Below are 22,770 nucleotides of genomic sequence, written 5' to 3'. Positions count from 1 at the left end.
CGAAAGAGGCCTTTTTTCTACGAGCTCAACTCTTCTGGTTAAGCTGGGCATGAATAAGAATATTTCTCGGCGTCACCGGCTTATCACAGAATGTACCGACAGAAACCCGATAACCAGACTCTTCCATATAGCTTGCCCGATCATAAACCAGCCACATCTCCAGTGGTCGCCTAAACAATTGACGCACCAGCTCCATCCTGTCAACAAAGTGAAAACGTTGTTCCCCCTGCGACTGCCAGTGATCATAATCAACGCCATCATGCAAACTAAGCCCCTTCTTTTCTGCAGCCCATTGACAAAATGCAGCAAAACCATCATTTAACAATGCTTTTTGGACGTTTGGAACTGGCATGTAATCATTACTACTGCGCAGATGCCTTTGAAGGCTGTCAAAGCCGAGGCGAAAGCTCACTTCAACAAAGCGCTGACGGCGTACACGCTCACCCGCTGTCACTGTTTCCTGAAGTGGCAGGCGAAGGTCATGCTTGCTCAGCACCATTTCACTTTGCTTTCCTATTTGTGATAACGGCTGATACTGTTTATCGCGGATCAAATGGTAACAACAAGGAGAGATGGTTACTGCTTTGCCCTGCTTCGCCGTTACACGCTGCAACAACGAGACATGGAGATCGCCACAGGCATGAAGAGCCACAGCGTGTTGTTCAGCACAAATGTGCTGCTCACTTTCAGGGGAAAAAGCATCACCATGAATAAAACGTATGGGTAAGTTAAGCTGTCGAGCAGCTACGTCACCTTCATCACATAATGTTTTTTGCCATTCCAGGCTGGTTACCGGCATCTGGTGACTGGCCGCCAGAACCCGGCCAAGATGGCCTTTGCCGGCACACCACTCTAACCATGGCAATTGCAAAGCCGGAATAGCGCCATTAAATGCAGTAATTTGTTGCCATTTTCTTCCGGGAATACCAACATCCAGTCCTTTAGGTAACACTTTATCTTCTATCGGATAAGCTGTGACATGAGACAGCTCATAAAGCTCAACCGCATCAGGAATCCACCGAGCCAACTCATCGGCAAGAACTTTACCATCTTGGATATAACATTCGATAACGTCATCACTTAATGACATCAGCCACTGACACAGTTCAGGCTGACTTTTCTCCCACACCAACTGCTCAAAGGCAAACGGCATGAACTGCCAGAACGCAACATTTTTTGTTAATAGTTCATCAAGTCGCTCAAACTGCGGGAAACAACCAGACATGGCCTCACTCTTCGAATTCATGATCGATAAAACAACTGGTCATTCTATAACAGGGATAGCGACAGACACAAAAAAAAGGACTGCACTAAGTCACCCTTAATGCAGCCCTTATCTGGTGTTTCTGGTTATCTGACTGGCAAGTCCATAGTCGAGAACAATGCCTCAATTTCAGAATTATTCTTCAGACCCACAGCCTGATCGACCACATTCCGGGTAAGGTGCGGCGCGAAACGTTCCATAAAGTCATACATGTATGAACGTAAGAACGTCCCTTTCTTGAAACCTATCTTTGTGGTACTAGCATCAAAGATATGGCTGGCATCAATAGCAACCAAGTCGCTGTCAGTGGCAGGATCCATTGCCATGCTGGCAATCACACCCACACCGATTCCCAAGCGAACATAAGTCTTAATCACATCGGCATCAGTTGCCGTAAAGACAATCCTCGGCGTCAGGCCTGAACGGTTAAATGCACTGTCCAGTTCTGAACGGCCGGTAAAACCAAAGACGTAGGTAACCAAAGAGTAGGCTGCCAGATCATGGATCGTAATTTCCGATTTCTTAGCCAGCGGATGATCAGCCTTAACCACAATTGAACGGTTCCAGTGGTAACAAGGCAACATAATCATGTCCTGGTAAAGATGCAGCGCTTCCGTCGCAATGGCAAAATCTGTTGTACCTTTGGCAACCGCATCAGCAATTTGAGACGGTGTACCCTGATGCATGTGCAGTGACACCTTAGGATAACGTGCCGTAAAGCCTTGTATCACTGAAGGCAGCGCATATCTTGCCTGTGTATGGGTTGTCGCTATGTTAAGTGTCCCCATTTCCGGATGGGTATGCTCACCTGCTACGGATTTTATGCTCTCAACACGTGACAGAATATCACGGGAAATACGAACAATATCTTCCCCGGCTGACGTTACTTTTGTCAGGTGCTTGCCGCTACGCTCAAAAATCTGAATACCCAATTCATCTTCCAGCAGGCGTACCTGTTTACTGATGCCGGGTTGAGATGTATACAAACTCTCTGCTGTAGAAGAAACATTGAGGTTATGATTAACAACCTCAACAATATACCTTAACTGTTGTAATTTCATGGTACCGCCCAATTTATAGTCCGTTACATCATATCAGTCCAACCATGTATATCATCATGTTATATGTTAAAACATGTTAATTTCATAGCATTTCTGCTTTATTTTGCCAGCCGTTAGCGTCTTTTTTATTGTTAAAGCGTGATCCTGAGATAAGGATGCTGAAAACCTTGTAAGCAGATGTTTCTGATGCACAACAAGGCGCTTTACTCTTAATGCTTTTTATCGATAGAGATATCAAAATTTACTCTCCCGCTATGCCGCATTAGCCAGATAGTGTATCTTATAAGGCTCGACTAAAACCACGGAAGACAGACGCATCTTATGAGCATACCTTTAATCATTGGTCTCATAGCATTGTTGCTATTTCTGATCGTTGGCTACAACATCATCATCCAGTACCGCCAGCGCATCGAAAATACCAAACATCAGGAACTTGCCAAGTTCATCGCTATTATCGATGCTACAGAGGAGCTGATCGGTAACGCCCATCACCTACCTTACAGCAAAGAACTGTTAGTTTGTTTGAACCAGCGTGTACTTTATGCACTTGAAGGCATGAGAGAGGTTGATCCGTCGGATAAGTCACTACCAGTCAGAATCAAAAACGTGTCTGAGCAGATGCGTCAGCTGAAAGAAACGTATTCAGACTCCGACATTACACCATTTAAAGTACCAAGCACGGATAAACAAGCCATTGGCATGCTTCAGCTTGTCAAACGCTTGAAAACCGTAATTAAAAGCGAGCATAGTAAGGGCCGAATGCCAACTCAGGCATTTGTGAACGAAAATGCGCGTCTGGAAAATATCCAGTTACGGATTAACATAGAAAACGTGGTTAAACGCGCTAACGATGCCCGCATCAAGCGACAGCTGGGTACAGCCAAACAGTTGCTGAAAAAAGGTATCGATGCTCTGGCAAGTAAAAACGATAACTACGCCAACCAAGCCAGGGAAAAACTTCAGACTATGCTGGCTGAAGTCGACAACAGCCAAAGCCGCACTCAGGAAGAAGAGCGTCAGCAGATCATCGAGAAGGAGCAGGACGAGCTGGATGTTCTGTTCCAGCCAAAACGTAAGTGGTAATTCACTTATTTTAGTCGAATAAGAAAAGGTCGCGGGCGCGGCCTTTTTTATTATCCCTTCCCATTCCACCCTCTATTTACTGATATACTCCTTCACGGTAAAAGGCTGGATGGCCAGCTCCTAAAAAAAACAAGTCTCAACAAAAGTCAGCCATGAACTATCAACAAAAACAGATAAACGAATTGCTGGCTCCTGTACGGCAGTTCCTACAGTGCGAAACGCCTGACAGCTGGTTAGCTGAAGCTACGAAACCTGAAAACCTAAACGCCCTGCTGGTGGATCACTGTAACTGTGAACTTAAAGCCAGTCAGACGGCGATCTTCCTGATCCGTAAATATGCTGTCGATGCTGAAAGCGGTAAGGCATTGCTGGAATGGGCGAAACCGTATGAAGACTTTGTCTACGGTAAAGAACGTAACAACCACTTTTTCCACGGCAGAAAAAACGGCTTATCAGCGAGCCTGACACCTCGTGATAATTTTCCTTTTGGACAAGAACTTATCGACAAGATGGTTCGCCTAATCAAAGAAGAGTTCCATCACTTTGAACAAGTGCTGGAAATTATGGAGGCCCGGCAAATCCCCTACCAAAGCCTCCGGGCAGGTCAATATGCCAAAGGGCTTATGAAGATCGTCCGTACCCATGAACCAGGTACGCTGGTAGATAAACTCATCATTGGTGCTTATATTGAAGCACGCTCCTGCGAGCGCTTTGCCAAACTGGCTCCATTACTAGATGAGGAGCTTTGCAAATTCTATATTTCCCTGCTCCGTTCCGAGGCGCGCCACTACCAGGACTACCTTAAGCTGGCCGAGCAAGTTGCCGGGGATAATATCAGTGGGCGAATAAAACAAGTAGGTATCAAAGAAGCGGAATTGATCACCAGCCCAGATGAGATATTCCGCTTTCACAGTGGTATTCCAGCTTTTACAGAAGCTTGATGTTATGCCCGATACCCATAAAAAAACCGCCTTTCGGCGGTTTTTTATTATTTCTCGGCTTTTTCTTTCTTAGGCTTCTTTCGCTTGTCGGTAATTTCCCACTTACCGTCAATGAACAAACCTGTCCAGCCTGATGGCTTACCATCGATTTCCGAACGAATGTAGTTCTCTTTGCTCTTACGGCTGAAGCGAACAACTGTCGGGCGACCATCCGGGTCTTCTGTCGGTGCGTCAGCCAGGTACTTGAACTTAGGCGACAGTCGCTCTTTGAAGCGAGCCAGCTCAGAAACCAGCGGTGCGCGTGTTTCACGAGATTTAGGGAAAGTGCTCGCCGCCATGAACAGACCAGATGCACCGTCACGCAATACAAAGTAAGCATCAGGATCCTGAGTACAAGGTAATTCAGGCAGATGTACCGGATCTTCTTTCGGCGGTGCAATTTCACCGTTCTTCAGAATCTTGCGGGTGTTCTTACACTCTTCGTTAGTACAACCCATGTACTTACCGAAACGGCCGTTCTTCAGCTCCATGTCCGAGCCACACTTATCACATTCGATAACCGGACCGTCATAGCCTTTCAGCTTGAATTCGCCTTTTTCAACAATATAGCCGTCACAGCTCGGGTTGTTACCACAGACGTGCAGCTTGCGCTCCTGGTCAATCAGGTACGCATCCATTGCTGTATCACACTTAGGGCAACGTTTCTTAGCACGCAGCGCCGCTGTTTCAACGTCTTCTTCCAGAACGTTGACAATACCTTCCTCGTCACCAAGGTTAATAGTCGTCTTACAACGCTCTTTCGGTGGCAGAGCATAGCCTGAACAACCAAGGAACACACCGGTAGAAGCAGTGCGGATACCCATTGGGCGACCACAAGTCGGACACTCGATATCGGTCAGCACGATGTTGTTAGGCTTCATGCCGCCTTCATTTTCATCAAGCTCAGCTTTTTCCAGCTCAACCGTGAAGTCGTTGAAGAACTTGTCCAGCACGCCCTTCCAGTTCGCTTCGCCTTCAGCAATCTTATCAAGGTTACCTTCCATGCGAGCAGTGAAGTCGTAGTCCATCAGATCAGAGAAGCTTTCATCCAGACGATCCGACACGATCTCACCCATTTTCTCAGCGTAGAATCGACGCTGATCAACGCGCACATAACCACGATCCTGAATAGTCGAAATGATTGACGCGTACGTCGAAGGACGACCAATGCCCTTCTTCTCAAGCTCTTTAACCAATGCAGCTTCTGTAAAGCGCGCTGGCGGCTTAGTGAAGTGCTGTTTAGGTTCCAGACCTTCCAGCGCCAAAGTATCGCCTACGTGTACCATAGGCAGCGTAGTATCTTCGTTCTTACCAGACGGACGCTGAACATGAGTCCAACCTGCAAAGCGCAGGGTACGGCCTTTCGCTTTCAGAGTGAAATCACCGGCTTCAACGGTAATCGTGCTCGAGTCGTATTTCGCAGGCACCATCTGACAAGCCACAAACTGACGCCAGATCAAGTCATACAGCTTAACGGCATCAGCATCCATTCCTTCCAGGTTTTCAGCTTTCACATCAACACTGGACGGGCGGATCGCTTCGTGCGCTTCCTGGGCGTTTTCTTTGCTGCCGTAAGTGTTCGGCTTCGCCGGCAGGTAGTTTTCACCGTACTCGTTTGTAATAAACTCACGAGCAGACTCAACCGCTTCTTTCGACAGGTTAGTCGAGTCAGTACGCATGTAGGTAATGTAACCGGCTTCGTACAGGCGCTGTGCAAGGCCCATAGTACGCTTAACACCGTAGCCCAAGCGTGTACTCGCCGCCTGCTGCAGCGTCGAGGTGATATATGGTGCTGACGGTTTACTGCTTGTAGGACGGTCTTCACGATCGATAACCTTGTATGCAGCATTTTCAAGCAGTGCTTTGGCAGCCATGGTCTCGGTTTCGTTGACCGGACGGAAAGCTTTACCTGCTTGTTGGGAAACCATCAGGCGCAATGCATCTTTACCCTGAGTCAGAGTATTAGCATGCATGTCCCAGTATTCTTCCGGCGTGAAAGCTTTGATTTCGCGTTCACGCTCAACGATAAGTTTTACGGCAACCGACTGAACACGTCCTGCAGACAGGCCACGCGCAACTTTTTTCCAAAGCAGCGGTGATACCATAAAGCCAACAACGCGATCGAGGAAACGTCGAGCCTGCTGGGCATTAACCCCATTGATATTCAATTCGCCCGGCTGTTCAAAAGCCTGCTGAATTGCATTTTTGGTGATCTCGTTAAAAACCACTCGCTTATAGCGTTCATCATCGCCGCCGATGATCTCACGAAGGTGCCACGCAATAGCTTCCCCTTCGCGGTCCAAATCGGTTGCGAGGTAAACGCAGTCTGCGTCAGCCGCAAGTTTCTGTAGTTCGTTAACTACTTTTTCCTTGCCCGGTAGCACTTCGTAATGCGCATCCCAATCGTTATATGGGTCTACACCCATCTTGCCGATCAGCGCCTTACGTTCTTTCTCTTTCTTAATACGGGCTTTCTCTTCCGCGCTCAACCCTTTTGTCGAGGTCGCCGCAGCTTTCTTACCCGTACTACGTGCACCCGTCGGCAAATCACGTACGTGACCCACGCTCGACTTTACGATGAAATCCTTACCTAGGTACTTATTAATAGTTTTTGCCTTGGCAGGGGACTCCACAATAACGAGAGATTTACCCATAATGACTCTATTACGTCCTCGTGCTCGTAAAACTTTATAATAAAAACAGATAGTTGCTCGCTAAAACTCAAAATGGCACGGCAACGCTAGCTAGTAAACCAATCTGATTAAGTAACTAATCAAGAAGCGCTTTCTCAACCTAGCCAGATAGAACGCTGGATAAGCAGTTACTTAATGTAATTGGTATTTACATATTGGGCTACAATCCAAGAAGGTCAACTGCTTTTTAACAAAAACAAACTGTTTGCTCGTCCCTTCCCCACCTGCTAACAACAAGTTAACAGCAGGATAAGAGCAGGTTAACGGCAAACATTTACTCCTGCGGATATAACCCGCCACTCTCTACTTTATATAGTCTTGCAGTGGCTGAGGGCGCTAATCATTACCACCTCCAACCCATTTTGACTATTAAAACCCATGAATTTTTGCCATCGCTCACATAATTTGGCCACATTAGCAGCGAAAGCATACACTCTTTAGTCGATTTGGCTACCAAGCCCTTATCCATAACAAGGGTTTGTTTTATCGCGCCAACTTCAATAAACTGACCGCCTTCATCGCTTCCGGATTTCAACCGCCAGCCATGAATTAATCGTTTTTAGTTCAAGAGATAACAGCATGAGCGACAAAAAACCTATTTCTGCAAGCGAATTACTGATGATCGCTAACCAACTGATCCAAGACCACGAAGCCTACATTGAAGACATGCGAGCGACATCAGTTGAAGAAAAAGACGGTGTACTGGTATTTAAGGGCGAATACTTCCTGGATGAGAAAGGCCTGCCGACCGAAAAAACCACTGCTGTTTTCAATATGTTTAAATTCCTGGCGCACAAGCTTTCACCGGAATTTACGGTACAGAGCGAATTCTCGGCCTGATACAAATTGAAACGAAACAGCCCTGCAATTGCAGGGCTGTTTGTTTTAAGCGACCAGATAGGCCTCCAATTAAATATCAATCGTAATTGAATCTTTATCGTTGCCTTGATCTTGTGATGGCGGTGTTGTTCCTCGCCCTTTCGGGTCTGGACCAAACTGGTTAGTCCCTTTAGTACCATCCAGAATGCCCAGCTCGACAATCACAAAAACCGGGCCGATCACCGGTAAAAATGTCACGATCACCCACCAACCGCTTTTGTTCCGATCATGCAGGCGCTTAACGTTCAGAGCCAGTGAAGCCCAGAACACAAAACCCAGAATGACCAACGACAAAATATCCAGCAACGGATTTGCTGCCGTCGCTTCCGGTGTCGCATACAGAAATACCGGCAGGGAAACCAACAGCACAGGCAGACTGTAAAGCCAGTAATCCCGACGACGCATCCGTCCTTTAAGGGAGAACAGAGCCCATTTCTGATTCATCATAACAATTAAACAATCGGACGCTGACCGCGGCTAATCCATTTTAGCAGCAGGTTATCGGCAGCTTCGCTGGTCGCACCGGCCAGTTTCTCAGCCAACTTTTTACGCTGAACATAACGAATATTCAGCACTTCACGATCTTTACAGGCATTAGTGATGAAATCATCACTGGTACCAAGCTCATCAACAAGACCCAGCTCAAGAGCCTGCTTACCGAACCAGTGCTCACCGGTTGCCACTTTTTCCAACTCCAGAGAAGGACGATGAACCTCAATGAACTGCTTGAACAGGTCATGCGTTTCTTCAATCTCAGCCTGGAATTTCTCGCGTGCCTTATCGGTATTTTCACCGAACATTGTCAGGGTTCGCTTGAACTCACCGGCAGTGATCTGCTCAAAATCAATATCGTTTTTCTTCAGCAACTTATTGAAGTTTGGCAACTGGGCAATAACACCGATAGAACCGACAACCGCAAACGGTGCCGAGATGATTTTATCTGCCACACAAGCCATCATATAGCCGCCACTTGCCGCAACCTTATCGACGGAAATTGTCAGCTTAATACCAGCAGAACGCAGGCGATCTAACTGAGATGAAGCCAGGCCGTAGCCATGCACCATACCGCCGCCGGTCTCAAGGCGAAGTAATACTTCATCACCTTCAATAGCGACAGCCAGAATCGCGCTGATCTCTTCACGCAATGCTGTCACTTCACGTGCGTCGATACTGCCGTGGAAGTCCAGCACAAACAAACGAGGTTCGCGGGTATGATCAAGATCGCCGGCTTTAGCCGCTTTCTTAATCTCGCTTTGGCGAACCTTATCTTTTTCTTTATCGGCTTTTTTCTCTGCCTTGGCACGGGCCTTCAGTAAAGGCTTGTCAAACAAATGAGATTCTAACTGATGTACTGTGTCTTTGTACTGCTCAGTCAGATCAGTCACTTCCAGTTCACCCTTCTGTGAACCATGACGACCACTTAATCCCTTTGCTAAAACCAGAATGCTGACAATCGCGATGACAACTGTCGCGATTTTGGCCAGGAAAAGCCCGTAATCAAACAAAAAATCCAATGTTGAGTCCTCATTTTTGGAAATTGCCCCATTGTAACCAAGTTGTCACTGAGACTGCTATGGCAATACAATAGGAAGACTAAAAAAACCAATAAGGAAGTTACACGTGGAATATCAAATCGCTGCTGATTCTCTTAAAGATCGCGTCATTTTGGTAACCGGTGCCGGTGACGGTATCGGACGTCAGGCAGCTATCAGCTACGCAGCTCACGGTGCAACTGTTATTTTGCTGGGCCGGACGGTCTCCAAACTCGAAGCCGTTTATGACGAAATCGAGGCACAGGGTTACCCACAACCGGCAATTATCCCTCTAGATCTTAGCGGAGCAACCAAACAAAACTACCTGGATATGGTTGAAACCATTGAAAGCCAGTTTGGCCGACTGGACGGCGTCTTGCACAATGCTGGCTTACTGGGTGTTCTGAGCCCGCTGGATCAGCTTGGCGAAGAAACTTTTGATGACGTCATACAGGTGAATGTCAAAGCTCAGCTTTTGATGACCCAGGCGATTCTTCCGCTAATCAAAAAAGCAAAAGACGGCCGTATTGTCTTTACTTCGTCAACCGTTGGCCATGAAGGACGGGCTTTCTGGGGGGCATACTCAATTTCTAAGTTTGCTACCGAAGGGATGATGCAAGTACTGGCTGATGAGCTGAGCAATACAAATGTCCGCGTTAACGCAATTAATCCAGGCGGCACCCGAACAGGTATGCGCGCCCAGGCATTCCCGGCAGAAGATCCGGCTCAACTTAAGACACCGGCAGACATCATGCCACTATATCTTTACCTGATGGCACCAGAAGGCCGTGATGTACATGGTCAATGCATTGATGCCCAACCAAAACGTAAGCCAGGCGCTGCGTCTTAGGTAAAACAAGAGAGACAAAAAAAGCAGCCAATGGCTGCTTTTTATCATCATCAAAACCTTTGCTCTGATTTAACCCGTTAGTCTTACTTACGGGTACGAGGCTTAGCAGGTTTATTTTTCAGTGGATTACGGCGATTAGCCGCATTTCCTGAAGGTTTACGACGACCACGGGAAGAACCGTCTACATCTTGGTTACGTGAAGATGAACGGCGCTTATCCTGTCGACCACGACGACTACCGCGTGACGATTCCTCGTTCAGACGCTCTTCATGACGGCGAACCGCACGACGGATCTGACGAACACCACGCTTACGTTTCTGGCCTTCAACAGTCAGTGCTGTACGGGTTTCCGGCTCAAGTTCAACCATCTCACGCAGGTAGTTCACTTCCTTCAGCTCAAGTTCCATCCAACCGCCTCGCGGCAGATCTTTTGTCAGGAAGATATCACCGTAGCGAACACGCTTCAGACGGCTTACTGTTACGCCCTGAGAATCCCAAAGACGACGAACCTCACGGTTACGACCTTCGGTGATCACTACGTAGAAAGTATGGTTCATACCTTCACCGCCGGCGTATACTACGTCTTCGAAGCGAGCCATACCATCTTCAAGCTCAACACCGCGAACGACGTTACGAACCATTTGTTCGGTCACTTCACCGAATACTCGAACCATGTATTCACGCTGCACACAGCGGCTTGGGTGCATCAGGCGATTAGCCAGCTCACCATCGGTTGTAAACAGCAAAAGACCTGCGGTATTGGCATCAAGACGACCAACAGAAACCCAGCGACCTTCATTCAGGCGCGGCAGACGGTCAAACACCGTGCGACGACCTTCAGGGTCATGACGAGTACATAACTCACCTTCCGGCTTGTTATAAGCCAGAACACGACACACTTCATCAGAAGGCGCAACCAAATCGATCTTATGACCATCGATGCGAACATTAACGTCAAGATCGTCCAGACGGTCACCCAATTTGGCGACATTGCCGTCGATACTTACACGTCCATGCTGGATCATCAATTCGATCTCACGACGTGAACCCTGGCCAGATCGGGCCAGCACCTTCTGTAATTTTTCACTCATCAGACAAACCTTTGTCGCCTTCACAGGCGTCGAAATATCATCAAAAAAACGCTTTAAGCCCTCTTAAAGCGGTCGTGAATTATGCCAAAAGCAAGCGCCGGATACCATCACAAATGACATATTAGACGATAATCATTAAGAATTTTGTAATGGTAATAAACCTAACTCTTACTTATCCCGATAGGTATTACTCAAACGGTTCAGGATCACCGGCACCAATACGGACAACTTCCATCTCATCGTTGCTGAAATCAATCACGGTTGTCGGCTGCTCACCCAGGTAGCCACCATTAATAATCAAATCAACAGCGTGTTCCAGTTTATCGCGAATATCATCCGGATCTGACTCAGCAACATCATTGCCCGGCAGAATCAACGACGTAGACATCATCGGCTCGCCCAGCGCTTCCAACAGGGCCAAAGCAATTGCGTTATCCGGTACGCGAATACCTATGGTCTTTCGCTTAGGATTCATCAGGCGACGCGGTACTTCTTTGGTTCCCTTAAAGATAAAGGTATAAGCGCCCGGTGTATTGTTGCGCAGCAGGCGAAATGCAGTGTTATCGACACGGGCATACAAAGACAGTTCAGACAGGTCACGACACAACAAGGTAAAGTTATGTTTGTCGTTAAGGCGACGGATCTGGCAGATACGATCCAGGGCATGTTTATTTTCCAGCTGACAGCCCAGCGCATAGCCGGAGTCCGTCGGATAAACAATCACCCCGCCGTTACGAATGATAGCAACCGCCTGATTGATAAGGCGTGTCTGTGGCGTTTCCGGGTGAACATAGAAAAATTGGCTCATTATTCCTCCTGTGATGATTCCGTATACTGCGGAACCTCCTGTTCAACTCGCTTCTTTTCAACGTCCCAGTCCTGCCAGACCTCAGTCACACCCTTCGGCAACCACAGGTTGCGCCCAAGCTCGGTCCACGGAGAGGCATAATGAAAATCGGAACCCTGGGAAGCAAGCAATTTATAATCTATTGAATAGTCAGCGAGAGTTCTTCGCTCTTGCGGGGCCTGCTGCGGCTGCGACACTTCCATCGCATCACCATTCGCCTCAACAAATGCGGTTAACAGACGCTTCAACCATTTCGCCGTCATATTGTACCGCCCCGGGTGGGCAAGTACGGCCTGACCGCCAGCAGCATGAATCGCATCTACAGCGTCAGCAATCGAACACCAGTTCGGCGGGACATAGCCCGGATTGTTTCGGGTCAGGAATTTCTTAAATACCGCCTGCATATTTTTGGCATACCCCTGCGCCACCAGCCATTGGGCGAAGTGGGCACGAGTCAGGGTGGCATCACCGGCCAGCGCCTTTGCCCCTTCCAGAGCTCCCGGCATCCGGTTCTTTTCCAGCCGTTCAGCCATCAGCTCGGCACGGACCTTACGACGTTCGAGCTGTTCCTTAACAAGGTTTGTAATAGCCGGGTGTTCAATGTCGATATTCAAACCGACAATGTGAATATCAAAATTTCGCCAAACTGTCGATATTTCAATGCCTTTGATGAGAGTTATTGGCAGGTTTTCTGCGTCAATAGCTTGTTGTGCCGGAACCAGCCCAGCCACCGTATCGTGATCTGTAATTGCAAGCACATCAACACGTCGTTCAACTGCTCTTTTCACCAGAGCTTCTGGAGTCAGACGACCATCCGATGCCGTAGTATGGCTATGAAGATCAAATAACATAAATTTATTTTCTTGACTTTATTTCTATGAACTAGTTTACTAGTACGCAGTTACCCAGTAATCGCTTCAATTACAGGATATTTACATGGTACAGCAAATTCATCGTCAACTCTGCGCTTTCTTTTCTTGGTGGTGGCACTTCCCTCTGCGGGTGGTGTGATTTGCTGTGCCTGACAGGCCAGACCTAACACAAGCCCGCTCTGTGCGGGCTTTTTTCTACCTGAAATTCACTGGTAAACCGAAATCAGCCAATGCACCAGACGCACAAAACAAAATAAAGCATTGAATATAAAGGAATAACAAATGATTATCGTACTTAAGCCCAACGCCACTGCAGAACAGGCCAAAGAAATTCTCAGCCGTATTGAACAGGCTGGCCTGAAGCCACTTTACATGCCTGGCGTAGAACGCATCGTACTCGGAGCCCTCGGTGATGAACGTATATTGCAGCAACTCCACCTTGACGCCTACCCGTGCGTAGAAAACGTTAAACCTATCCTGACCAAGTACAAAATGGTCAGTCGTGAAGTACAGGCTCACGACACTGTGGTTCGCTTCGGCAATGCCGCTGTCGGCGGTGAAAAGTTTGCCGTTATTGCCGGCCCTTGCTCGGTCGAGTCGGAAGAACAGTTAATGTCTGTGGCCGAAGTAGTCAAGAAACACGGTGCGGTGGCCCTTCGCGGCGGAGCTTACAAACCTCGCACCAGCCCTTATGACTTCCAGGGTATGGGAGTGGACGGCCTGAAACTGCTGCACAAAGCCAAGCAACAACTGGGCTTGCCAACGGTTTCCGAAGTGATGGAAGTCAGCCAGATGGATTCAATGTGTGAATACGTCGACTGTCTTCAGATTGGCGCGCGCAATATGCAGAACTACGCTTTGTTAAAAGCTGTGGGTGAAAGTAAAAAACCAGTCTTGCTCAAACGCGGACTTTCAGCCACTATCGAAGAGCTGTTACTGGCCGCGGAATACATCTATGACGCCGGAAACCCTAACATTATTCTGTGTGAACGTGGTATCCGCACCTATGAGACAGCGACAAGGAATACATTGGACCTCAATGCAGTCGCTTACCTGAAACAGCGAACCCACCTGCCGGTGGTTGTTGACCCGAGCCATGGTACCGGTGTCCGCGAGCTGGTGATCCCACTGTCGCGCGCCGCTGCCGCAGTCGGTGCCGACGGCATCATCGTCGAATCGCACCTTAATCCGTGCGAGGCACTGTCCGACGGTCATCAGGCCCTGACAGGTCCAATGTTTAAACAGTTGATGCAAGAGCTAAAACCGTTTGTAGAAGCGGCAGGGAGAACGCTGTGAAAACAACCCCTTTAGGTTCAGGCGAGCTTGAACTGCTCAGTCTGGACGTGCCTTATGTAGCGGATCCGACGGAACTGTATTATACCGTCTGCGATGACCGCCCGCATAACCTGTTGCTGGAGTCGGCAGAAATCGACTCCAAACAGGATCTGAAAAGCCTGATGTTAATTGATGCAGCAGTACGCATTGTCTGCCGCGGCAAAGAGGTTCGTCTTGAAGCGCTGACAGACAATGGGCTCAACGTCCTGCAAACTCTGGAGCAACAACTTACCGGCAACATCCGCGCCAAACGAGAAAGCCACTGCCTGATCCTGAACTTTCCGGCCGCCGGACGTGATCTGGATGAAGACAGCCGACTAAGGCAGTTGTCGTCATTTGATGCCCTGCGGATGATCCAGCATGCTTTCGATACCTCAGACCATCCGCGCGAGGCTCTGTTCCTCGGCGGGCTGTTTGCCTATGACGTCGTCGCCGGCTTCGAGCCACTGCCAGATGTTGAGCAGGACAACCGCTGTCCAGATTACCTGTTCTATATTGCCGAAACCCTGCTGGTGATCGACCACCAGCGTCGCCGGGGCAAACTGCAAGCAACCCTATTCGGCGGTGATGAATACACCTCCAGCTATTTTGAACTCAGCCGCCGCCTGCAGCATATCAAGGAAGCCTGCCTTGAACCAAAACCGCTGCCGATTGCGGAATACTTAGATCAATGCGAACCGATTACCAGCGTGAGCGACGAGGATTTCTGCCAGACAGTCGTTAATCTGAAACAGCACGTAATTAACGGTGATGTGTTCCAGGTGGTGCCGTCAAGACAGTTCACCCTACCGTGTCCGTCACCGCTGGTTGCCTACAAAGAACTGAAAATCGGCAACCCTAGCCCGTATATGTTCTACCTGCATGATGCCGAGTTCACCCTTTTCGGAGCATCACCGGAAAGTGCCCTGAAGTACTGTACGGAGAGCAACCAGGTAGAAATTTACCCTATTGCCGGCACCCGCCCGCGCGGCAAAAACACTGATGGTTCCGTTAACCTTGATCTCGACGGCCGTATCGAACTTGAGCTGCGCAGCGACATGAAGGAAAACGCCGAGCACATGATGCTGGTAGATCTGGCGCGTAACGATGTTGCACGGATCAGTAAGCCCGGCAGCCGCTATGTTGCCGACCTGCTAAAAGTTGACCGCTACAGCCATGTGATGCACTTGGTTTCCCGCGTTGTCGGCCAGCTACGCGGTGATCTTGATGCTCTGCACGCTTATCAGGCCTGCATGAACATGGGCACCCTGACCGGTGCACCAAAAATCCGCGCTATGCAGCTTATCCGCGAAGTCGAACAGCGCAGACGAGGCAGTTACGGAGGCGCCGTAGGTTATCTGACCGGGCACGGAGATATGGATACCTGCATTGTGATCCGCTCAGCCTATGTCGAAGACGGTATCGCCAGTGTTCAGGCCGGTGCCGGCGTTGTCTACGACTCAGTTCCTCAGGCTGAAGCCGACGAAACTCGTGGTAAAGCCCAGGCCGTCATTAATGCAATCCGCAAGGCACACAGTGCCCCGACTCAGGCGATATAAGGAGAACCAGGCATGCAAAAAAGCAAAACCACAAGCAACGCCCATATCGTCCTGCTGGATAACTTTGACTCCTTTACTTACAACCTGGTGGATCAATTCCGCTCATTGGGTTACCCGGTCACCATCTACAGAAACAGCCTGACTGTTGAGCAAATGGAACAGGCTCTGACAGAGAAAGACAATCCGGTTCTGGTGCTGTCTCCGGGCCCGGGTGCACCGGCCGACGCAGGCTGTATGCCGGCTCTGATTAAAAAAGTCCGCGGCAAAGTCCCGATGATCGGCATCTGCCTGGGTCATCAGGCCATTGTTGAAGCCTACGGCGGCAAGGTTGAAGGTGCCGGCGACATCGTCCACGGCAAATCAGCCATGATGAAGCATAGCGGCCACACTGTGTTTGGTGCCCTGCCGAGTCCGCTTTCTATCGCCCGCTACCATTCGTTGGTTGCCACCAATGTGCCGGAAGCGCTGGAAACAGTTGCTGACGTTGACGGCCTGGTCATGGCTGTCGTCAACAATGAGGATCGTGTCTGCGGTTACCAGTTCCACCCCGAGTCGATTCTGACTACTCAGGGCGCACAACTGCTGATCAGCACACTAAACTGGGTGACATCAAAACCGGGTCTGAGCGTATAAGAATTTAGGGAGAAAAAGATTATGGATGCAATCATTTACACCATCGCCAACAAACTTTATGACCAGCAGTCACTGACCCGGGAAGAAAGCCAGATTCTGTTCGATGCCATCATCAAGGGCGAAGTCGATCCTATCCTGCTTTCTGCTGTACTGACAGCTCTGAAAATCAAAGGGGAGACACCAGACGAAATCGCCGGAGCCGCCAGTGCTCTGTTGGCTAATGCCAAACCCTTTCCGAGCCCGAATTACGATTTCGCCGATATCGTCGGTACCGGGGGTGACGGTGCCAACACCATCAATATTTCCACCACCGCTGCTTTTGTTGCTGCGGCCTGCGGCGTAAAAGTTGCCAAGCATGGTAACCGCGGTGTATCGAGCAAATCCGGCTCTTCCGATCTGCTCGACAAATTCGGCATCAACTTGGCAATGACACCAGACAATGCCCGTGGCGCACTAGACGAGCTTGGCGTCTGCTTCCTGTTCGCGCCGGAATATCACGGCGGTGTACGCCACGCAATGCCGGTTCGCCAAACCCTTAAAACCCGTACCATCTTCAATGTACTTGGCCCGCTGATTAACCCTGCTCGTCCAAACATCGAACTGATGGGCGTTTATGACAAAGCTCTGGTTCGCCCGATCGCCGAAACCATGGCGGCAATGGGTATGAAGCGGGCAGCCGTTGTACACGGCAGTGGCCTTGATGAAGTCGCAATCCACGGTGAAACCACCGTCGCAGAGATCATTGACGGCGAGATTAAGGAATACACCCTGACACCGACAGATTTCGGGCTGGACACTTATCCACTTGAAACCATCAAAGGTGGTGAACCGGAAGAAAACCGCAGAATTATTACCAATATTCTGATCGGCAGAGGCACCGATGCCCAGCAGGCAGCTGTCGCCGTTAATGTCGCCCTGCTTCTTCGCTTGTTCGGTCAGGAAGATTTAAAAACCAATACCCAAAAGGCCATTGACGTAATGCAATCAGGCAAAGCATTCGAGCTGGTTGAAAAACTGGCAGCACGAGGTTAAGCATGGAAACAGTACTAGCAAAAATCGTTGCCGATAAACGCATCTGGGTTGAAGCGCGCAAACAACAACAGCCACTGGCTGAATTTAGAGATGCCCTGACACCCAGCGACCGCAGTTTTTATCAGGCACTTTCCGGCGAACAGACGGCTTTTATTCTGGAATGTAAAAAAGCCTCGCCGTCAAAAGGCCTTATCCGTGCCAACTTCAACCTGGACCATATTGCAAGTGTCTATAACGGCCATGCCAGCGCCATCTCTGTTCTGACCGACGAAAAGTATTTTCAGGGAAACTTTGAATTCATTCCTCAAGTTCGCAATCAGGTTTCCCAACCGGTGCTGTGCAAAGACTTCATGATTGACACCTACCAGGTATACCTGGCACGTCATTATGGTGCCGATGCCATCCTCCTGATGCTGTCTGTACTTAATGATGCTCAGTATCGCGAGCTGGCCACTGTCGCAGAACAACTGGGTTTAGGCATCCTTACCGAAGTCAGTAATGAAGAGGAACTGGAACGCGCCATAACCCTGAAAGCAAAGGTGGTGGGTATCAATAACCGCAATCTGCGTGATTTGAGCATTGACCTCAGCCGAACCAAGCAGCTGGCCCCTCGTCTGCCGGTAGACACCATAGTGATTTCAGAATCAGGTATCTACAACAACCAGCAAGTACGGGAACTGTCTGCTTATGCCAACGGCTTTCTGATCGGCAGCTCGTTGATGGCAGAAGAAAATCTGGAGCTGGCAGTCAGGCGCGTACTGCTCGGCGATAACAAAGTCTGTGGCCTGACCCACGCAGATGATGCCAGTGCCGCCTATCAAAGCGGCGCTGTCTATGGTGGCTTGATCTTTGTCCCGAGCTCACCACGTAATGTGGATATCGAGCAGGCCCGGATGGTCATGAGCGGCGCACCACTGAAATACGTCGGCGTATTCCGTAATGACAGTCCAGAGACCGTGGCAGAAATAGCAAAAGCCCTGTCGTTATCTGCCGTACAGCTTCACGGCGATGAGTCACCGGAATATATCGAAGCTTTAAAAAAACAACTGCCAGCAGGCTGCCAAATATGGAAAGCACACGGCATTGAAGATGCAATTCCGGATTTTGCCCGCTGGGCTGCCGACCGACACCTGCTTGACAGCCGAAACGGCCAGCACTTTGGCGGCACAGGCAAAACCTTCAACTGGCAACTGCTAGAAGAAGCAGATAAAGAAAACATTCTGTTGGCCGGTGGCCTGACTCCCGAAAACGCCAGCGAAGCGGCCACCATCGGCTGCCGGGGACTGGATTTAAATTCCGGAGTCGAAAGTAAACCGGGCAAGAAAGATAAGAACAAATTGGATGCGGCATTTGCAGCAATCAGGAAGTATTAAGGAAAATTAAAACTATGAGCAAATTAGAAGCCTATTTCGGTGAATTTGGTGGTCAGTATGTACCACAAATTCTGGTACCGGCCCTTGACCAGCTGGAAGCTGCATTTGTCGAAGCACAGCAAGATCCAAGCTTTCAGGAAGAATTTATCACCCTTTTGAAAGAATACGCAGGCCGCCCGACCGCGCTGACCCTATGTAAAAACCTGACCAAAGGCACCAACGCCAAACTGTACCTGAAGCGAGAAGACCTGCTTCACGGCGGTGCCCATAAAACTAATCAGGTGCTGGGTCAGGCACTACTTGCCAAACGCATGGGCAAAACTGAAATCATCGCCGAAACCGGTGCCGGACAGCACGGCGTGGCAACCGCCCTGGCCTGTGCCCTGTTGGGCCTCAAATGCCGTGTTTATATGGGAGCAAAAGACGTAGAACGCCAGAGCCCGAACGTCTTTCGTATGAAGCTGATGGGTGCCGAAGTCATCCCGGTTCACTCGGGCTCTGCCACACTCAAAGATGCCTGTAACGAAGCAATGCGTGACTGGTCTGCAACCTATGACAAAGCGCATTACCTGCTGGGGACCGCAGCCGGTCCGCACCCATTCCCGACCATTGTTCGTGAGTTCCAGCATATCATCGGCGAAGAAACAAAGAGCCAGATCCTGGAAAAAGAAGGACGCCTGCCGGATGCAGTCATCGCCTGTGTCGGTGGCGGTTCCAACGCTATCGGTATGTTCTCTGATTTCATTGAAAGCCCTGAAGTTGGCCTGATTGGCGTCGAACCTGCCGGTAAAGGACTGGATACCAATATGCACGGCGCACCACTGAAGCACGGCAAACTGGGTATCTTCTTCGGCATGAAAGCGCCGCTGATGCAGGATGAACATGGTCAGGTAGAAGAATCATACTCAGTTTCTGCCGGACTGGATTTCCCGTCTGTCGGCCCGCAGCACGCTCACCTGAATGCAACCGGACGTGCCGTTTACGAATCCGTGACTGATGACGAAGCGCTGGATGCCTTCCAGGCACTGGCACGTAGCGAAGGGATTATTCCGGCATTGGAATCTGCCCACGCACTGGCTCATGCACTGAAGATGATTCAGGCCGAGCCTGAAAAAGAACAACTACTTGTCGTTAACCTGTCCGGTCGCGGCGACAAAGATATTTTCACCGTACACGATATTTTGGAAGCAAAGGGAGCGCTGTAATGGATCGTTATCAAGCACAATTTGAACGTCTGGCAGAGAAAAACGAGGGCGCCTTTGTTCCCTTTGTCACTATCGGTGACCCTGACCCTGAGCTGTCTTTGAAAATTATCGATACCCTTATCGAGTCCGGCGCGGATGCCCTGGAGCTGGGAATCCCGTTCTCTGATCCACTGGCCGATGGCCCGACAATCCAGGGAGCAACAATTCGCGCCCTGGATGCGGGCACCACCCCTGCGATCTGCTTCGAACTACTGACAAAAGTTCGCCGCAAATACCCGCAAGTGCCAATCGGCTTGCTGATGTACGCCAACCTGGTTTTCGCCTCCGGGATCGAGAATTTCTACCAAAAGTGTGCAGAAGCTGGTGTCGACTCAGTGCTGGTTGCCGATGTGCCCGTCAAGGAGTCAGAAGAATTCCGCGCGGCTGCTGAAAAATACGGTATCCACCCGATTTTCATTGCTCCACCAAATGCTAACGAAGCAACGCTGAAAACCGTTTCAGATTACAGCGGCGGCTACACTTACCTGCTTTCACGGGCTGGCGTTACCGGGACAGAAACTCAGGCGGGAATGCCGATTACTCACCTGTTGGAAAGCCTGAAGGCCCATAACGCGCCACCAGCATTGCTTGGTTTTGGAATCTCGGAACCACAACAGGTTAAAGACGCACTGCAAGCTGGCGCAGCAGGCGCAATTTCTGGCTCTGCGGTCGTTAAGATCATCGAAAAAAACCTCGGCGATGAGCAGATGATGCTTGGCGAACTTGGACAGTTCATCAGTTCAATGAAAGCAGCAACCAGACGTAGCTGAATAAACCGCTAGATAAAAAGGGCTGTTAGGGAAAAATTCTTCATTAAACCTAAACGGCCCTTAAACTCTTATCAAAAATTCCACATCAGTGATGACTGAAACAACTTTTCAACCTGATGTTAAATCAACGCCGCATACTATGCGGCTTTTTCACACCAAAACACACCAAAGCGATCAAAGCTTAACCACCACTTCAGAACCAAGATCAAAGAATTCCATTAAGCCACGGAATACAGTAGCAAAGATGTTAAGTTTGCTTATTTGTCACATAGCATTCTCAGCAAGCATAAATTCAGAAGAAAATATTAAAAATAACAATTGTAAAATCGTTAAATTGCGTGTAAAAACACACCCGTAAAATATCAATGCAACATTTATAACAATAACAGTACTTGAGCCCATACAGGATTAACAAACACAACTGAGGTATCTAAAGTGTTAAATCAAAAAGGATTATTGGGCAATATCGGCGTACAGGTCGTTATTGCAATGTTTCTCGGTACACTTGTCGGTGCGATGATGGGGCATTCTGCCAGCATGTTCGCTCCGCTTGGCAGCATTTTTATCCACCTGATCAAAATGCTGGTTATCCCACTAGTAGCCGTTGCTATCATTTCCGGTGCTGCCGGTCTTGGCGGCAGCCACTCCGCCGGTAAAGTCGGCTTCTCCACCCTTGGATTCTTCGCCCTTACCTCTGCCGTCGCTGTTGCACTGGCACTGTTTATGGGGCAGGTATTCGAGCCGGGCCATGGTATTGACCTTGCCGGTGTTGAAGGCATGTTCTCTGACGTCTATGCAGACAAAGGTGAACTGCCAAGCTTCTGGGCCACCGTTCTGGGTATGATCCCGACCAACGTTTTCCAATCTTTGAATGAAGCGAATATTCTGCAAATTCTGGTTTTCTGCCTTTTCTTTGGTATTGCTTTATCCAAACTGGAACAGGAACGTCGTGACCCGCTGTTAAACGGTGTAAATGCTATCGTTGATGCCATGGTATGGATGATCAACGTGGTAATGAAGATTGCTCCGCTAGGCGTATTCGGCCTGATGGCTGATGCTGTCGGTACTTTCGGTTTCGGTGCCCTGATGGTGGTATTCAAACTGTTTGTTGTTTACGTCGCAGCTATCCTGATTTACGGTTTTGTTTTCTACCCGCTACTAATCAAAACATTCAGCAAGACATCACCGTTTAAGTTCCTGTCGGTAATGAAAAAGCCTCAGGCTGTGGCACTTTCAACTGCTTCATCAATGGCAACACTGCCGGTTACCATGGAAGTTTGTGAAGAAGAACTGGGCGTAAAGAACTCTACCGCTTCCTTCGTTCTGCCACTGGGTGCAACCATCAACATGAGTGGTAACGCGATTTACTACGGTCTGGTTGCTATCTTCTTTGCCCAGCTGTTCAATATCGACCTTGGTATGGGCGCATACGTTGCGATTATCATAACCTCTACCCTGGGAGCAGTAGGCCAGGCCGGTGTTCCGGGTCCGTCATTCCTGGTTGTTGCCGTACTGCTTTCAGCCGGTATCCCGATTGAAGGTCTGCCACTACTGTTCGCCCTTGACCGTATCTTCGATATGATTCGTACAGCACTGAACATTACAGGTGACGCAGCCTGTGCTGTAATTATCAATGATATGATTGGTGATGCGCCTGCTCAGGTAGCAGAAGACGAAGCACAAAACGCTTAAG

At 49.2% G+C, this 22,770-nt stretch carries 20 protein-coding genes and 1 other annotated feature; of the genes, 12 read left to right on the top strand and 8 right to left on the bottom strand.

From position 1 onward, the window contains the following. Window positions 1-25 precede the first annotated feature (25 nt). Together C942_RS02300 and cysB are read right to left on the bottom strand one after the other, a co-directional pair. Window positions 26-1,225 carry a methyltransferase gene (locus C942_RS02300; protein WP_007461997.1) on the bottom strand — a complete coding sequence of 400 codons (1,200 nt, stop codon included), beginning with the start codon at window positions 1,223-1,225 and terminating at the stop codon, window positions 26-28. A gap of 125 nt (window positions 1,226-1,350) precedes the next feature. Continuing rightward, a complete protein-coding gene (gene cysB, locus C942_RS02295; RefSeq protein WP_036798388.1) occupies window positions 1,351-2,325 on the bottom strand; it encodes an HTH-type transcriptional regulator CysB in 975 nt (324 codons plus the stop codon). 321 nt (window positions 2,326-2,646) lie between these two features. On the opposite strand from cysB, the gene C942_RS02290 reads away from it, so the two are divergent. After that, window positions 2,647-3,408, top strand: a complete 762-nt coding sequence (locus C942_RS02290; protein ID WP_007461987.1) for a hypothetical protein — start codon at window positions 2,647-2,649, stop codon at window positions 3,406-3,408. Between the two features lie 152 nt (window positions 3,409-3,560). Then, entirely contained in the window at window positions 3,561-4,349 is a 789-nt protein-coding gene (miaE, locus tag C942_RS02285; RefSeq protein WP_007461985.1) for a tRNA isopentenyl-2-thiomethyl-A-37 hydroxylase MiaE, read from the top strand. Window positions 4,350-4,396: 47 nt separating this feature from the next. Here the strand turns inward: miaE and topA are convergent, their stop codons facing one another. Then, on the bottom strand, window positions 4,397-7,042 hold the full coding sequence (topA, locus tag C942_RS02280; protein WP_036798385.1) for a type I DNA topoisomerase: 2,646 nt from the start codon (window positions 7,040-7,042) through the stop codon (window positions 4,397-4,399). Window positions 7,043-7,660: 618 nt separating this feature from the next. Between topA and C942_RS02270 the strand changes: the two genes are divergently transcribed. Further along, window positions 7,661-7,921 (top strand): YciN family protein, encoded by a 261-nt coding sequence (locus tag C942_RS02270; protein WP_007461981.1) that lies wholly within the window; start codon window positions 7,661-7,663, stop codon window positions 7,919-7,921. A 69-nt stretch (window positions 7,922-7,990) separates the two neighbouring features. On the opposite strand, the gene C942_RS02265 is transcribed toward C942_RS02270, so the two are convergent. Together C942_RS02265 and sohB are read right to left on the bottom strand one after the other, a co-directional pair. After that, a complete protein-coding gene (locus C942_RS02265) occupies window positions 7,991-8,404 on the bottom strand; it encodes a DUF805 domain-containing protein (protein ID WP_036798486.1) in 414 nt (137 codons plus the stop codon). 8 nt (window positions 8,405-8,412) lie between these two features. Continuing rightward, window positions 8,413-9,474, bottom strand: a complete 1,062-nt coding sequence (sohB, locus tag C942_RS02260; protein ID WP_007461978.1) for a protease SohB — start codon at window positions 9,472-9,474, stop codon at window positions 8,413-8,415. Window positions 9,475-9,580: 106 nt separating this feature from the next. Between sohB and C942_RS02255 the strand changes: the two genes are divergently transcribed. Then, window positions 9,581-10,342, top strand: a complete 762-nt coding sequence (locus tag C942_RS02255; RefSeq protein WP_007461976.1) for a YciK family oxidoreductase — start codon at window positions 9,581-9,583, stop codon at window positions 10,340-10,342. Window positions 10,343-10,425: 83 nt separating this feature from the next. Here C942_RS02255 and rluB read toward each other — a convergent pair whose 3' ends face one another. The 3 genes from rluB to rnm all read right to left on the bottom strand — a co-directional run bounded on the left by rluB (window position 10,426) and on the right by rnm (window position 13,131). Further along, on the bottom strand, window positions 10,426-11,433 hold the full coding sequence (rluB, locus tag C942_RS02250; RefSeq protein WP_007461974.1) for a 23S rRNA pseudouridine(2605) synthase RluB: 1,008 nt from the start codon (window positions 11,431-11,433) through the stop codon (window positions 10,426-10,428). A 187-nt stretch (window positions 11,434-11,620) separates the two neighbouring features. Beyond that, on the bottom strand, window positions 11,621-12,241 hold the full coding sequence (locus tag C942_RS02245; protein ID WP_007461972.1) for an L-threonylcarbamoyladenylate synthase: 621 nt from the start codon (window positions 12,239-12,241) through the stop codon (window positions 11,621-11,623). Continuing rightward, window positions 12,241-13,131, bottom strand: a complete 891-nt coding sequence (rnm, locus tag C942_RS02240) for an RNase RNM (RefSeq protein ID WP_007461970.1) — start codon at window positions 13,129-13,131, stop codon at window positions 12,241-12,243. The genes C942_RS02245 and rnm overlap by 1 nt, the downstream gene beginning before the upstream one ends. Before the next feature lie 121 nt (window positions 13,132-13,252). Next, window positions 13,253-13,349: a sequence feature (Trp leader region), on the top strand. Window positions 13,350-13,434: 85 nt separating this feature from the next. On the opposite strand from rnm, the gene aroF reads away from it, so the two are divergent. The 8 genes from aroF (at window position 13,435) to C942_RS02200 (ending at window position 22,769) form a co-directional block, all read left to right on the top strand. Beyond that, window positions 13,435-14,448, top strand: a complete 1,014-nt coding sequence (gene aroF, locus C942_RS02235) for a 3-deoxy-7-phosphoheptulonate synthase (protein WP_007461964.1) — start codon at window positions 13,435-13,437, stop codon at window positions 14,446-14,448. Then, window positions 14,445-16,025, top strand: coding sequence for an anthranilate synthase component 1 (locus C942_RS02230; protein WP_007461963.1), 1,581 nt, complete (start codon window positions 14,445-14,447; stop codon window positions 16,023-16,025). Before aroF ends, C942_RS02230 begins: the two co-directional genes overlap by 4 nt. Window positions 16,026-16,037: 12 nt before the next feature. Beyond that, window positions 16,038-16,658, top strand: coding sequence for an aminodeoxychorismate/anthranilate synthase component II (locus C942_RS02225; RefSeq protein WP_007461962.1), 621 nt, complete (start codon window positions 16,038-16,040; stop codon window positions 16,656-16,658). A 21-nt stretch (window positions 16,659-16,679) separates the two neighbouring features. After that, window positions 16,680-17,690 (top strand): anthranilate phosphoribosyltransferase, encoded by a 1,011-nt coding sequence (gene trpD, locus C942_RS02220; protein WP_007461954.1) that lies wholly within the window; start codon window positions 16,680-16,682, stop codon window positions 17,688-17,690. 2 nt (window positions 17,691-17,692) lie between these two features. Next, window positions 17,693-19,063, top strand: coding sequence for a bifunctional indole-3-glycerol-phosphate synthase TrpC/phosphoribosylanthranilate isomerase TrpF (trpCF, locus tag C942_RS02215; RefSeq protein ID WP_007461952.1), 1,371 nt, complete (start codon window positions 17,693-17,695; stop codon window positions 19,061-19,063). A 14-nt stretch (window positions 19,064-19,077) separates the two neighbouring features. After that, the gene (gene trpB, locus C942_RS02210; protein ID WP_007461949.1) at window positions 19,078-20,268 is read left to right on the top strand and encodes a tryptophan synthase subunit beta; all 1,191 of its coding nucleotides are present in this window, start codon (window positions 19,078-19,080) and stop codon (window positions 20,266-20,268) included. Beyond that, entirely contained in the window at window positions 20,268-21,077 is an 810-nt protein-coding gene (trpA, locus tag C942_RS02205; RefSeq protein WP_007461947.1) for a tryptophan synthase subunit alpha, read from the top strand. The genes trpB and trpA overlap by 1 nt, the downstream gene beginning before the upstream one ends. A gap of 435 nt (window positions 21,078-21,512) precedes the next feature. Then, a complete protein-coding gene (locus C942_RS02200; protein WP_007461944.1) occupies window positions 21,513-22,769 on the top strand; it encodes a dicarboxylate/amino acid:cation symporter in 1,257 nt (418 codons plus the stop codon). Window position 22,770 lies beyond the last annotated feature (1 nt).

Source organism: Photobacterium marinum (assembly GCF_000331515.1).
GTDB classification, from domain to species: domain Bacteria; phylum Pseudomonadota; class Gammaproteobacteria; order Enterobacterales; family Vibrionaceae; genus Photobacterium; species Photobacterium marinum.
Note: the sequence above shows the minus strand (reverse complement) of the source record. Positions and strands in the feature narration are given on the sequence as shown.